Annotated in this window: 11 protein-coding genes; 7 read left to right on the top strand and 4 right to left on the bottom strand. The window is 64.8% G+C overall.

Annotated features, from left to right (window positions below; genetic code table 11):
• The first annotated feature begins 439 nt into the window (after nt 1-439).
• From IE209_RS19240 to IE209_RS19210, 7 genes are all read left to right on the top strand, one after another.
• Nucleotides 440-1,861, top strand: coding sequence for a TolC family protein (locus IE209_RS19240; RefSeq protein WP_106846733.1), 1,422 nt, complete (start codon nt 440-442; stop codon nt 1,859-1,861).
• A 20-nt stretch (nt 1,862-1,881) separates the two neighbouring features.
• Entirely contained in the window at nt 1,882-3,300 is a 1,419-nt protein-coding gene (locus IE209_RS19235) for a multicopper oxidase family protein (RefSeq protein WP_106846732.1), read from the top strand.
• Nucleotides 3,301-3,324: 24 nt separating this feature from the next.
• On the top strand, nt 3,325-3,831 hold the full coding sequence (locus IE209_RS19230; protein WP_106846731.1) for a cupredoxin domain-containing protein: 507 nt from the start codon (nt 3,325-3,327) through the stop codon (nt 3,829-3,831).
• A gap of 59 nt (nt 3,832-3,890) precedes the next feature.
• A complete protein-coding gene (locus IE209_RS19225; protein ID WP_106846730.1) occupies nt 3,891-4,235 on the top strand; it encodes a copper-binding protein in 345 nt (114 codons plus the stop codon).
• A 79-nt stretch (nt 4,236-4,314) separates the two neighbouring features.
• Nucleotides 4,315-4,644 (top strand): four-helix bundle copper-binding protein, encoded by a 330-nt coding sequence (locus tag IE209_RS19220; protein WP_106846729.1) that lies wholly within the window; start codon nt 4,315-4,317, stop codon nt 4,642-4,644.
• A 135-nt stretch (nt 4,645-4,779) separates the two neighbouring features.
• Complete coding sequence (locus tag IE209_RS19215) at nt 4,780-5,394, top strand: DUF305 domain-containing protein (protein WP_227001331.1); 615 nt, start codon at nt 4,780-4,782, stop codon at nt 5,392-5,394.
• Nucleotides 5,395-5,663: 269 nt separating this feature from the next.
• On the top strand, nt 5,664-7,925 hold the full coding sequence (locus IE209_RS19210; RefSeq protein ID WP_189688536.1) for a copper-transporting P-type ATPase: 2,262 nt from the start codon (nt 5,664-5,666) through the stop codon (nt 7,923-7,925).
• 36 nt (nt 7,926-7,961) lie between these two features.
• Here the strand turns inward: IE209_RS19210 and IE209_RS19205 are convergent, their stop codons facing one another.
• The 4 genes from IE209_RS19205 to IE209_RS19190 are packed head-to-tail and all read right to left on the bottom strand — an operon-like array spanning nt 7,962 to nt 14,240.
• The gene (locus IE209_RS19205; protein WP_189688535.1) at nt 7,962-8,297 is read right to left on the bottom strand and encodes a copper-binding protein; all 336 of its coding nucleotides are present in this window, start codon (nt 8,295-8,297) and stop codon (nt 7,962-7,964) included.
• Nucleotides 8,298-8,329: 32 nt separating this feature from the next.
• The gene (locus IE209_RS19200; protein WP_106846728.1) at nt 8,330-11,503 is read right to left on the bottom strand and encodes an efflux RND transporter permease subunit; all 3,174 of its coding nucleotides are present in this window, start codon (nt 11,501-11,503) and stop codon (nt 8,330-8,332) included.
• Nucleotides 11,500-13,011 (bottom strand): efflux RND transporter periplasmic adaptor subunit, encoded by a 1,512-nt coding sequence (locus IE209_RS19195; RefSeq protein ID WP_189688534.1) that lies wholly within the window; start codon nt 13,009-13,011, stop codon nt 11,500-11,502. The genes IE209_RS19200 and IE209_RS19195 overlap by 4 nt, the downstream gene beginning before the upstream one ends.
• Nucleotides 13,008-14,240: a TolC family protein gene (locus IE209_RS19190; RefSeq protein ID WP_106846726.1), complete on the bottom strand. Its 1,233-nt coding sequence runs from the start codon at nt 14,238-14,240 to the stop codon at nt 13,008-13,010. Before IE209_RS19190 ends, IE209_RS19195 begins: the two co-directional genes overlap by 4 nt.
• Nucleotides 14,241-14,251: the final 11 nt, after the last annotated feature.

Here is a 14,251-nt window from a genome sequence, read left to right as displayed (position 1 = left end):
TCGTGTCCAGCCCCGGCAGCTTTGCTGCTGGCGTGTGGACGCGCTTGTTTCGTTTTTGATGTTGCTCGCCTTGCGGGGCGATGCCACGCCATTTCGTTCATGAACATCGCGAGGATCACATGTTCACTTTATCGCCGGCCCCTTGGCTGGCTTGCCTGACCACGTTTGTGGCCTTGACCGCAGGAGCGCAGAACTCCCACGGTACAACCCCCGTGCCGAGCCAGACGCCGGCACTACCTTACAACTCCGCCATGGAAGGCTACAAAGCCCTCTCTGACGAAAAGCCGATCCCATGGCGCGCTGCCAATACCACCGTCGAACAACGGGGCGGCTGGCGAGCCTATGCGAAGGAAGCCGCTGGCGAGGATGCCGCTGGGACGCCCAGCGCCGGCCACGGACAGGGTCATGCAATGCCTGCTCCGACGGCCAAGGAGAAGCCATGATCCGGCCGCTTCGTTTGTCGCTCGCTGCCGCAGCCGCAGCCGTCCTGACAGGTTGTGCATCTCTCGGAATTGATGACGCGGTCAAGGAAACCAACGCGTCTGCTGCCGAGTTCACCGGCGGCAAACTGGAACTCAGCACGAGCCGGGATCAGCGCGTCGCCCGCGCATCGTTGTCCGAGGAACTGCTTGGCAAGCCGCTGTCTCAGGACGGTGCGGTTCAATTGGCCCTGGCCAACAGTCCCGCACTCCAGGCGCTCATCGCACAAAGCTGGGCTGACATCGCTGCAGCAAACCAGGCTGGCCGCATCCCGAACCCGGTCTTCAGCTTCGAGCGCGTGCGGCTGGGCGATGAGCTGGAAATCGGTCGACTTCTGTCCTTTGGCTTGGTCGACATCCTGCTGCTGCCCAAGCGCATATCGATTGCACGGAGCCAGGCGGCACAGGCGCAGGTCCAACTCACCAGCACCGTCGTCGACCAGATCACGCAAGTGCGCCAGACCTGGGTGAGGGCCGTTGCGGCTCAGCAGACGCTGCAGTACGCCGAGCAGGTCAAGCAGTCGGCCGAGGCGAGTGCCGAGCTTGCCCGGCGCATGCAGCTCGTGGGCAATTTCAGCAAGCTGCAGCGGGCGCGGCAGCAAGTGTTTTACGCCGACGCGACCACCGAACTGGCTTCTGCGCGGCACACGGCCGTCGCTGCCCGTGAGGAGTTGGTGCGGGCCCTTGGACTGGACAATGCGCAATCGGCCAAGCTCAAGCTGCCCGAACGCTTGCCTGATCTGCCGAAGGCTCCCCGCGAGGCCAAGGCGGTGGCCTCTGCAGCAACCGCGCAGCGCCTGGACGTGCAGCAAGCGCGTGCCCAGCTCGACTTGGCTGGAAAGTCGCAGGGTATCAACCTGCTGTTCACGTACATCGATATCGAGGCCGGGATTCGGCGCGATACCGTGTTCGACAACGCCGAAGGCACGCGGGGCACAGCCCGCGGTTTCGAACTGGACATCCGCTTGCCCTTGTTCGATTGGGGCTCCGCCCAGCGCGAGGCGCTCAACGCCCAGTCTCTCGCCGCGGCCAATCGCTACGACGCCGCTGTACGCGGTGCCACGTCCCAGCTTCGAGAAGGGTACTCCGCCTACCGCACCGCCTACGACATTGCGCGGCACTACCGCGACGAGATCGTCCCGCTGCGCCAGGCCATGGCCGATGAAAACGTGCTGCGCTACAACGGGATGTTGATTGGGGTCTTCGAGTTGCTGGCCGAGGCGCGCGACCAGGTCACCAGCGTAACCCGTGCCATCGAAGCGCAACAGCAATTCTGGCTTGCGGACGCGGCTCTGTCGGCATCCCTTCGAGGGCGCCCCATTGCGGCCGCCGCACCAGCCGCCAGTGGCGGCTCTCAGCCCGCCGCCGCAGCGGCCCATTGAGCCTCATTTCCAAGACACACATGAACAATAGACGCAATTTTCTGAGCGGCGCGGGAGCCATCACTGGCGCCATCGCAGCCGCTTCCGTGAGCAAGGTTGCCATGGCCGCGTTGCCGGAACCGGTCCTGCAAACCCGGCCTGACACCATGCCGCCCCTGACACCATCCACAGGCCGGCCCTACAACCCGGTGGTCACCTTGAACGGCTGGACGCTGCCATGGCGGATGAACAACGGCGTGAAGGAATTCCACCTGGTGGCCGAATCCGTCGTGCGGGAGATGGCCCCGGGCTTCAAGGCCCACCTGTGGGGCTACAACGGCCAGTCGCCAGGTCCGACCATCGAGGTGGTCGAAGGGGACCGGGTGCGAATTTTCGTCACCAACAAGCTGCCCGAACACACCTCCATCCACTGGCACGGGCAACGTCTGCCCAATGGCATGGACGGCGTGTCGGGCCTGACCCAGCCGCCGATCCAGCCGGGCAAGACCTTCGTCTACGAGTTTGTCGCGCGCCGCCCGGGGACCTTCATGTACCACCCGCACGCCGATGAAATGACGCAGATGGCGATGGGAATGATGGGCTTCTGGGTCACCCATCCCAAGGGGAAGCACCCGCTCATCGACGAGGTCGACCGCGATTTCGTGTTCCTGCTCAACGCCTACGACATCGAGCCGGGCAGCGCGACGCCGAAGATCATGACCATGCTGGACTTCAACCTCTGGTCGTGGAACAGCCGCGTTTTCCCGGGCATCGATTCGCTCAACGTGCGGCTCAACGACAAGGTGCGCATTCGCTTCGGCAACCTGACCATGACCAACCACCCGATGCACCTGCACGGGCACGAGTTCCTGGTGACGGGTACCGACGGTGGGCCCACGCCCAAGAGTACGCGCTGGCATGAAGTGACGACCGACGTGGCCGTGGGCCAGATGCGCCAGGTGGAGTTCCTGGCCGACGAAGAAGGCGATTGGGCCTTCCACTGCCACAAGAGCCATCACACGATGAACGCTATGGGGCACGACGTGCCCACGATGATCGGTGTCGATCACAAGGACGTGGTCAAGCAGATCACCAAGCTCGTGCCCGACTACATGGTCATGGGCGAGCGTGGCATGGCCGACATGGGCGAGATGGAGATGCCGCTGCCCGACAACACCGCTCGGATGATGAGCGGCGAAGGGCCGTTCGGCTCCGTCGAGATGGGCGGCATGTTCAGCATGGTGAAGGTGCGCAAGGACCAAAAGCCAGGGGATTACTCCAACCCCGGTTGGTTCAAACACCCCAAGGGCACGGTCGCGTACGAATACGGCGCACCCATGGCAGAGCCTGCCAGATCCAGCGGAGCCGGCCCATCGGCCATGCCGGCGCAAAACATGCCCGCGAAGAACATCGAAGTGCAAGTCCGCAAGCCAGCCAATGGTGGCCACGCAGGCCACTGATCTTTTTTAACCGAGGAACCCCCCATGAAGACACAAACCATCCGTAACGTACTCGCCGCAACCTTGTTCGCTGTTGCCACAAGCGCCGCATTTGCATCTGGCACCCACGCGGGTGGCCATGGCGAGCCAGGCGCGGCCGTTGGCAAACCCGGCGTGGCCGCCAAGGTCACGCGCACGATCAAGGTCGATATGACCGATGCCATGCGCTTCAACCCCGCCACCATCGATGTCCAGCAGAACGAAACCGTCCGCTTCCTCATCACGAACTCGGGCAAGGTTAAGCACGAGCTGGTCCTTGGCACCGAGCAAGAACTCAAGGAGCACTACGAGGTGATGAAGAAGAACCCGGAGATGGAACACGACGATCCCAACATGGTCACCTTGGCCCCGGGCAAGAGCGGCGAAGTCATCTGGCAGTTCACCAAGGCTGGCAAGGTGGACTTCGCGTGCCTGCAGCCCGGCCATTACGACGCGGGCATGAAGGGCGCAGTCACCGTCGCCAAGGCCAAGGGCAAGGCGTCCGCCAAGTAATGGCACCGGACGCGGTGTGTGTCGCACCGTGCCACTCACTCAACATTAGGAAACAAGCCATGACATCCTCTCGAAACACCTGGTTTGCAGCGGCCGTCGCAGCAGCCCTGATATCCATTTCCGGCCTGGCCGGTGCACAACCGACCACCGACCCGGCGAGCGCATCCGCGTCTGCAGGCACGCCGTTTGCCGAGGGAGAGATCAGGAAAGTCGACAAGGAAAACCAGAAGCTCACCATCAAGCACGGTCCGCTCAAGAACCTGGACATGCCCGGCATGACGATGGTGTTTCAGGTTCAGGACCCGGCGGTGCTGGAGAAGGTCCAAGTTGGCGACAAGGTGCAGTTCGTCGCTGACAAGATAGACGGGAAGTTCACCGTCACCAAGCTTGAGGCGGCGCGCTGAAGATTGTCTCTCTGTCCCGGGGCGGCTCTCGGGTCGCCCGTTCCGCCGGTCCTCCGGCTTTTTCGCGTAGGAGAAAACGATGTCACATGAAACTTATGCCGCATGTATCGAAACTTGCAACGCTTGCGCGGCGGCATGCAACCACTGCGCTGCTTCCTGCCTGGCTGAGCAGGACGTGAAGATGATGGCCAAGTGCATCGCGTTGGACATCGACTGTGCGGCGGTCTGCCAGCTTGCCTCGGCGGCGATGGCCCGAGGCAGCGACCATGCGGTTGCCATCTGCCGCCTTTGCGCCGAAATCTGCAAGGCCTGTGGCGATGAGTGTGCCCGGCACGAGGCGCAGCACTGCAAGGACTGCGCCGAGGCCTGCCACCGCTGCGCCGAAGCTTGCCTGGCAATGGTGCATTGATCCGCCCGGCCGCTAACGCGCCTGCGCATCTAACTCGGTACGAAGACAGCAGTCCTCGTGCGTACATGCTGTGTTTGCAAGATCCCTGGTAACCCCGCATGGCCGCCGTTTGCCCTTTGATGTTCTTACGAGGCGATGCTCACGATCACCTTTACCCAGGAGAGCGAAATGGAGGACGGTAGCGATATGAGAATGGGATATGGCCGCTTCGCCGCGATGGTGGCGACATCGACGGTCGTTATGTACGGGCTGATGTATTTGAACACCTACGTCCTAAGCCACGTAGAGTTCAGCCAGACGCGCGCGTGGATGGCCATCGTGATGGGCGCGGCCATGGCGTTCATCATGCTCGGCTTCATGACGAGCATGTACAAAAGCAAGAGAGCCAACATGGCGATCTTTCTCGGCAGCGTAGTAGTTTTCGCCATAGCTCTCTGGCTCGTTCGCAGTCAGGAAACCGTCGATGACGTGAGCTACATGAAGGCGATGGTCCCGCACCATTCAATCGCGATCATGACCAGCGAGAGAGCGCACATCAAAGATCCTGAAGTGCGCAAGCTGGCTGATGGGATCATCGATGCGCAAATTCGTGAGATCACGCAAATGAAGCGACACATCGCCCGGCTGGAGGCTCAGCGCGTGCCCAATGGCGCACCTGATCTTCCGTCCTACAGGGATCGGCACGTGCCGCCGCCGCCTCCAGAAACAGATGAAAGCACCGGCATCGACACGCTTCAGCCGATCCGCTGAGGAGCTCAAGGCCGATTGGCCGAACAAAAGTGCCTAAGAGGTAGCCTCATGGGAGGTTCCTAGGGCGGGCCGCCAACTATGCGGAAGCCGCCCATGCATTGAACTGATGGCCTTATCGGGGGCCGGCTGAGCATCAGTGTCGCCAGCCGGTGGGCCCGATTGCATGGTCCACGGCTTGACCTTCCAACCGTTGGAGGGCTTACCTTGTGAAGCAAGGAGATTTTCCAATGACGCGGACCACAAGCTCGCACGAGCACAACCATTGCTCCATGGAGAAGCCTGACGTGGAGCATCAACACCCGGCCCAAGGCGCGGCTGCGGGTGGGACCATGCACGGTGCGCACCACCACGACGGTCATCACAGCCACAAGCGCACCGCGCCCGTTGCACAAGGTGGTATGGACGCTGAATACACCTGCCCGATGCACCCTCAGATTCGGCAGGTAGGGCCGGGCACTTGCCCCATCTGCGGGATGGCATTGGAGCCCGTCCTGGCTACGGCTGGAGCACAGGAAAGCCCAGAGCTTCGGGACATGACCCGCCGCTTCTGGATCGCATTGGCTCTCACGGCGCCCGTCTTCGTCCTGGAAATGGGCTCGCACCTCGTCAACCTGCATCACTTGGTCGGCCAGCAGACCTCGAACTGGACTCAACTGCTGTTGGCCACGCCGGTCGTGTTGTGGGCGGGCTGGCCGTTCTTCACCCGTGGCTGGGCTTCATTGCGAAGCCGCCATCTCAACATGTTCACCCTGATTGCGCTCGGCACAGGTGCGGCGTGGACCTACAGCCTTGTCGGGACCGTGGCCCCCGGGGTGTTCCCGCCTTCGTTTAGGTCGGGCGACGGCGCAGTACCGATCTACTTCGAGGCGGCCGCCGTCATCACCGTACTTGTCCTGCTCGGCCAGGTTCTTGAGCTACGCGCCCGGGAGAAGACCTCGGGGGCCATCCGCGCCTTGCTCGACCTGGCACCCAAGACGGCGTTGCGGGTCAATGCCGGTGGGCACGACGAAACAGTTCCCTTGGACGCCATCGAAACCGGTGAACTCCTTCGCGTTCGGCCCGGCGACAAGGTGCCAGTCGATGGTGAGTTGGTAGAAGGCAAAGGCACGGTAGACGAGTCGATGGTGACCGGCGAGCCGATGCCAGTTGCGAAGGCGCCAGGTTCCAAGGTCACCGCAGGCACCATGAACCAGACGGGCGGCTTCGTGATGCGCGCGGAGAAGGTAGGCGCAGACACGCTGCTCTCGCAGATCGTCCACATGGTGGCGACCGCGCAGAGAAGCCGCGCGCCGATTCAGCGCATGGCCGACCAGGTCGCAGGCTGGTTCGTTCCCGCCGTGCTTGTAGCCGCTGTCCTCACCTTCGTTGCCTGGATGGCCTGGGGGCCGGCGCCCGCCTTCTCGCATGCACTGATCGCGGCTGTTGCGGTGCTCATCATCGCCTGCCCGTGCGCTTTGGGCCTTGCAACGCCCATGTCGATCATGGTGGGGGTCGGGCGTGGCGCGCAAAGCGGTGTTCTCGTCCGGGATGCCGAGGCACTGGAGCGCATGCAGAAGGTGGACACCTTGGTCGTGGACAAGACCGGGACCCTCACCGAGGGCCGCCCCAAAGTGACCCGGATCGTCACGCTCCCAGGCTTCGACGAATCGGATGTTCTCCAAAAGTTGGCCAGCGTCGAACGAGCGAGCGAACACCCATTGGCGGCCGCCATCGTCGCGAAGGCTCAAGAACGCAGCCTCTCCCTGCTGCCTGTGGTGGACTTTGACTCACCGGTTGGCAAGGGCGTTCTCGGCACCATCGAAGGGACGGCCGTCATCTGCGGCAGCGCGAAATTTCTCGCGGAGCATGGGATTGATACGACCGAACTGAACACCCGGGCAGAACAGGCACGCGCCGAGGCTGCAACAGTCATCTTTGTGGCCGTTGGGGGCCGCCTGGCGGGCTTCGTGGGGATCGCCGACCCCATCAAACTGACCGCAAAGCAGGCCATCCAGGAACTGCGCAGCGCTGGCATGCGGATCGTGATGCTCACCGGTGATGGGCGCACAACCGCCGAAGCTGTGGCACGGGATCTCGGCATCGACGAGGTCATCCCCGAAGTGTTCCCAGAGGACAAGGCGGCGGTCGTGCAACGATTGAAGGGCGAAGGCAGGGTTGTCGCCATGGCCGGCGATGGTGTGAACGACGCCCCAGCCCTGGCCGCCGCCGATGTTGGTATCGCGATGGGCACGGGTACCGATGTGGCCATGGAGAGTTCAGGAATCACCTTGCTCACAGGGGACCTGATGGGCATCGTGCGTGCGCGCGCCCTGTCTAAGGCGACCATGCGCAACATCCGCCAGAACCTCTTCCTCTCGTTTGCTTACAACGTAGCGGGGATTCCGCTCGCTGCCGGCGTTCTTTATCCCGCTTTCGGGCTCCTGCTGTCGCCGGTGGTCGCGGCAGCAGCGATGGCTCTTTCGTCAGTGAGCGTCATCGCGAACTCGCTTCGACTGCGTTCCCAGCAGTTCGGCGGCGAAAGCCAGAAATAGCTTGTTGCGATCAAAATTGCCCGAAGAGCCGCTGCACTACTTGACCGTCTTCAACTCGGTCACGGTCGCCTTGCCCTTGATCATCTCGGCCTGAAACCGCACCTTGTCCCCCACCTTCAGGCCATTCAGCATCTTCTTGTCCGCGACGTCGAAGCCCATCGTCGTACCGGGCATGGCCAGGTTCGGGATGTCGCCGTGCTGCAGCACGACGAGGCCTGCCGCAGGATCGAGCTTGCGGACCTCGCCGTCGACCAGTGGCATCGCCGGAGCAGAGGCGGCCGCTGGTTTCGCAGGCATTGACATGCCTTGCGCCGAAGCCTGGGCAGCGGCCGCCTCCAGGATGGCAGCGATCAGGATGTGGTGTACTTTCATCATGGGTCCTTCGTCAGTTGGTTGATGGGTTTTCAGGGCGTTGAGGCCGTGGTGGCCGGGTTCCCCGCAGAGGAGCGGTGATACCTCGCGTCGCGCTTGCGGTGCACCAAATACCACACGGCCGGTATTACCAGCATGCTCAGCAGCGGTGCCGTGACCATGCCTCCGACCATCGGCGCGGCGATGCGGGTCATGATCTCCGAGCCGGTGCCGGTCCCCAGCAGGATGGGCACCAGGCCCGCCATCACGACGGCGACTGTCATCGCCTTGGGCCGTACCCGATGCACTGCGCCCTCGCGGATGGCCGCCAGCAGCGTCTCGTCCGAGTCCGGTTGCCCTTCGGCAAGGCGACGTGCATGGGCGTTCTTCAGGTAGACGAGCATCACCACGCCGAACTCCGCCGCGAGACCTGCGAGCGCGATGAAACCGACCGCCGTCGCGACCGAGATCGAATGCCCCAGCGCCCAGACCAGCCAGAAGCCTCCGACCAGCGAGAACGGCACCGCGGCCATCACGATCGCCGCATCGCTGAACGAGCGGAACAGCAGGTACAGCAGAACGAAGATGACCGCCACCGTCACGGGCACGACCACCTTCAGTCGCTCGGTGGCGCGCTCCAGGTATTCGAACTGGCCGGACCAGGAAACGGCGTAGCCGGCTGGCAATGCCACTTGCTTAGTCACCGCTGCCTGCATATCGGTCACGACCGAACGCAGGTCCCGGCCGCGAACATCGACGTAAACCCAGCCCGACAGGCGAGCGTTCTCGCTGCGCAGCATCGGCGGCCCTTCCTCGATGGAGATGCGCGCCACGTCCTGCAGCAGCACCGTCGCCCCCCTCTCTGTGACGAACGGCAGCTCCCGCAGGCGCTGCAGCGAGTCGCGAATCTCACGCGGGTAGCGCACATTGATGGGGTAGCGCTCGCGGCCCTGGATCACTTCCCCGACGTTGTCGCCGCCGATGGCCGTCGAGACGATGCTCTGTACATCGGCCACGGACAAACCATGGCGCGCTGCGGCAGGCCGGTCCACGTCCACGTCGATATAGCGGCCACCGGTCAGCCGTTCGGCGAGGGCCGAAGACACGCCGGGCACGCTCCTCACCGCCGCCTCGACCTGTGCGGTCAGGCGGTCAATCGTCGCAAGGTCCGCCCCGGCGACTTTGATGCCCACCGGACTCTTGATGCCCGTGGCCAGCATGTCGATGCGGTTGCGGATGGGCGGCACCCATACGTTGGACAGGCCGGGCACCTTGACGACGCGGTCCAGTTCCTCGACCAGCTTGTCCGGCGTCATGCCCGCTCGCCACTGGTCGCGCGGCTTGAACTGGATGGTCGTCTCGAACATCTCCAGCGGTGCGGGGTCCGTCGCCGTGTCCGCGCGTCCGGCCTTGCCGAACACGCGCTCGACCTCTGGCACCGTCTTGATGAGCCTGTCGGTCTGCTGCAGCAATTCCGACGCCTTGGAGATCGACAGGCCCGGCAGCGCCGAGGGCATGTACAGCAGGTCGCCCTCGTCGAGCGCCGGCATGAACTCACCGCCCAGGCGCATGACCGGCACCGCGGTGATCGCCAGCACCAGGGCCGCGATCGCCAGGGTGAGCTTCGGGAACCGGAGCACCAGCTCCAGCGCGGGACGGTAGACAGCGATGAGGAAACGATTGAGCGGGTTCGCCGTCTCCCTCGGAATGCGGCCTCGGACCAGGTAGCCCATCAGGACCGGTACCAGCGTCACCGACAGCCCGGCTGCTGCCGCCATGGCATAGGTCTTCGTGAAGGCCAGTGGCGCAAACAGCCGGCCTTCCTGCGCTTCGAGCGTGAACACCGGCAGGAACGACAGCGTGATGACCAGCAGCGAGAAGAACAGCGCCGGTCCGACCTCGACCGAGGCCTGCGCGATCAGCGCCCAGCGCTCGGACACCGTCGGTTGCCGCTGGTGCTGGTCTTCGAAGTGCTCCAGGTGCTTGTGCGCCGCCTCGACCAGCACCACTGACGCGTCCACCATCGCCCCCAGCGCGATGGCCACGCCCGACAAGCTCAGGATGTTCGCGCTGACACCTTGCCAGTGCATCACGATGAACGCCGTCAGCACACCCACCGGCAGCGTGACGACGGCGACCAGTGCCGAGCGCAGGTGGAACAGGAACACCGCGCAGACGAGCGCTACCACGATGAACTCTTCGGCGAGCTTGTCGCGCAGGTTCAGGACGGCGCGGTCGATGAGCTTGGAGCGGTCGTAGGTCTCGACCACCTCGACGCCCTGCGGCAGGCTCGGCTTCAAGGCAGCCAGCTTGGCCTTGACCGCCTCGATGGTGGTCCTGGCGTTCTTTCCCGAGCGCATGACCACGACACCGCCCACGACTTCGCCTTCACCGTCCAGTTCGGCGATGCCGCGGCGCATCTCCGGGCCGATCTGCACGGTCGCCACATCGCGCAGGAGCACCGGCGTCGTGCCCGAGACGGGCAGCGCAATGGTGCGGAAGTCGTCGAGCGACTTCAGGAAGCCGCGCGAACGGACCATGTACTCCGCCTCAGCCAGCTCGACGACAGAGCCTCCAGCGGCCTGGTTGGCCTTGCCCAGGGCGTCGATCACCGCGCCCTGCGTGACGCCCAGCGCCCGCATGCGGTCGGGGTCCAGAACCACCTGGTACTGCCGCACCATCCCGCCGATGCTGGCGACTTCGGCCACGTCCGGCACCGTCTTCAGCTCGAACTTCAAGAACCAGTCATTGAGCGCACGCAGCTGTCCAAGGTCGTTCTTACCCGTGCGATCGACAAGCGCGTACTCATAGACCCAGCCCACGCCGGTGGCGTCCGGGCCGAGCGCGGCCGTTGCCCCGGTGGGCAACCTGCTTTGCACCTGGCTCAGGTATTCCACGACACGCGACCTGGCCCAGTACGGGTCGGTCTTGTCGTCGAACAGAACGTAGACGAAGGAGTCACCGAAGAACGAGTAGCCACGAACCGTCTTCGCCCCGGGCACGCTGAGCATGGTGGTGGTGAGCGGATAGGTGACCAGGTCCTCGACCACCTGGGGCGGCTTGCCGGGATACGTCGTGCGCACGATGACCTGGGTGTCCGACAGGTCCGGCAACGCGTCGACAGGCGTGTGCCTGACCGACCAGATCCCCGCAGCCACGAGGAACGCCGTGGCGATGAGCACGAGGAACCGGTTGCCGATCGACCAGCGGATGAGGGCAGCGATCACTTGGCAGCTCCAAGGCGCTGCACGGACACCAGCTCATAGTCCATCGAGCCGCCTTGCCTGAACTCGAAGCGAACCATGTCACCCGGCTTGATGTCGGCAAAGGCCTTGCCGGTGGGCTTGCTGAAGCCCATGGTCATTGCGGGCCACTTCAACGAAGCAATAGGGCCGTGGGAGATGGTGATGCCGTCCGCGTCGATGCTTTCGACCTTGCCGTCGCCGGTGTGCACGTTCGCCGGCATCGGTGCCGGCGCGGAGGGGGGGCCTGCAGGTACCGCGGTGACTGCGGTCATCGCGCCCAGCACGGAGCGCAGCCGCGCCTCGGAATCGATGAGGAACTGGCCACTGGCAACGACCCGGTCGCCATCGGCGAGCCCGGTAACCACCTCGACGGTGTCGCCGAGGTCAGCGCCCAACTGGATGTCGCGAGGCTCGAACGCGCCGTTGTCCTTGCGAACGATGGCGACGGTGCGTGTGCCGGTGCGGATCACCGCTTCGGCGGGTACGACCAGGCGAGAAGCCGAAGGCCCGGTGACCTGCAGGCGCAGCAGCATCCCGGGCATCAGCCTGCCCCCCGCGTTGTCGACTTCAAAGCGCGCCTGCAGTGTCCGGGTGCTCGCGCTGACCTGCGGCAGGATCTCTTTGAGCTCGCCGCCAAAGGCTTGGCTGGCATCGGCTTGGAGGACGGCCCGGACCTTCTGGCCGCGCGTCAGGCGTACCGCTTGCGCCTCGGGCACCTCCGCCACCGCCCATACCTTCTTCAGGCCCGCGATGCGAAACAACGTCATGCCCGGAGAGACCGCCACGCCCTCGCGCACACCGAGTTCCGCGATCACGCCGCTGACCGGCGCACTGAGCGTGAAACGCGCCTGCGCCGTGCCGGCTGCTTCGCTCTGGTGGATGAGGGCCTCAGGGATGGACAAGGCGCGCATGCGCTCACGTGCGGCCGCCACCAGGTCTTCCGATGCGCCCGCACGCTGGAGCGCAAGCAGTTCATTCTGCGCTCCCAGCCAGTCCGGCGCGAACAGGGTTGCGAGCGGCTGGCCTTTGCGGACCCGCTCCATGGGCGCGCGCACGGCCAGGCGCTCGACGTAGCCGGCCACACGGGTCTGGACCGCGACACTGAGGCGCTCATCGAATTGCACGGTGCCGACCGCGTCGAAGGACGACGACACGTCCACCCGGCTGACCACCGTGGTACGGATGCCCAGGTTCTGCTGCACCGTCGGGCTGATCTTCACGCCCGAGTCGCTCGCTTCGTCGGCATAGACGGGAACGAGCTGCATGTCCATGAACGGCGATTTGCCGGGCTTGTCGAAGCGCTGGCCCGGCACCATCGGGTCGTGCCAGTACAGCACCTTGCGCTCTGCGGTACCTGATGCCGCCACCCCCGGCGTGGCCGCCATCGGTGCCTCGGTGGCGGTGCCGGTCTGGCGTCCGGCGTAGAAGCTGCCAACGGCCAGCACGGCGGCACCGAGGAGCGAGAGGGCAATTGGCAGAGCGCGCTTCATGGGGCACCTCCCGCCAGGAGAGGCTTGAAGGCCAGTTGGGCCTGCACCTTCGCCAGGTCTCGCTTCAGCGAAAGCAGCTTCCTTTGCGTTTCGACCTCCGCACGACGCGCCTCGAACAGCGTCACCAGGCTGACCTGGTTCGAGCGGTAGCCGGCCAAGGTGACAACAGTGCGCTGCCGGGCGGGAGCCACAACGGCTGCCTGATACCGCTCGACGCGATCGGTTAGCCGTTGGGCGTCGCTGGCCAGCGTGCGAAACTCCGCCGTCGCCGCGCGCGAGGCCTCCGCCAGATTGGCTTCGGCCTTGTCGACCAGCGCCAACTTGGCCGCCGTGTCGCGGTCCTGTCGTTGGGCCGGCGCAACCGGCAAGGGAATGCTCACGCCAACCGACACCATGTCCGAGTAGCCGGTGCGCTGGCCATAGGATACTTCCCACGACCAGTTCGGCTTGCGGTTGGCGGCGGCAACGGCGGCCTCCTGCCTTGCGACCTCGATGTCGCGCTGCGCGGCCAGGACTGCGGGATGGTTGGCGACGTAGGACTCCTCACCCACGTTCGGCAGGCCAACCGGCGCCGCGAGATCATCTGCGGGGACGCCGACCCAACGCTCCAGCGCCACGCGCGCGCCGCGCTCCTGCTGCAACACATCGGCTGAATCGTCCTCTGCGACGCCGCGGGCACTGGTCAGCGCCAGCACTTCCTGGCTGTTGGTGGCGGCCGACCACAGCCGGCCCTTGGCCGCTTCCAGCTCTTCGTGCACATGGTGCTCGGTCTGGGTTGCCAGCTTGAGTGCCTCGCCTGCGAAATACACGTCCAGGTAAGCCAGCGCCGTTTGCGTGCGCACCTGCGCAGCCGTTGCCTGGACCGAGACGCTCTCCCGGTTGACCATCGCGTCTGCGGTGGCCTGGCGCGCTGCGCGCTTGTCGGCCGATACCCATTCCTGGGCGATGCCGATGCGTTTCATCGTCATCGATTCGCGGGTCGTGCTGAAACGGTCCCCGCCGGTGATGGGCAGGTTTTCGACGCCCACACGCAGCATTGGATCGGGCAACTGGCCCGCTGCGCGTGCGGTTTCGGTCGCGCTGGCGACGCCGGCACGTGCGGCATGCGCAGCTTCGGAGCGCTGCACGGCGAGGTCGAGTGCCTGGTCGAGCGTGAGCGGTGCAGCAGCCGCCAGGGCCGGCAGCATGGCGACGGCCAAAAGGGCCGCACGCGGATAGTGGGTGAACATGGGAACTCCGA

The organism is Pseudorhodoferax aquiterrae (genome assembly GCF_014652235.1).
Taxonomy (GTDB): Bacteria; Pseudomonadota; Gammaproteobacteria; order Burkholderiales; family Burkholderiaceae_C; genus Pseudorhodoferax; species Pseudorhodoferax aquiterrae.
Note: the sequence above shows the minus strand (reverse complement) of the source record. Positions and strands in the feature narration are given on the sequence as shown.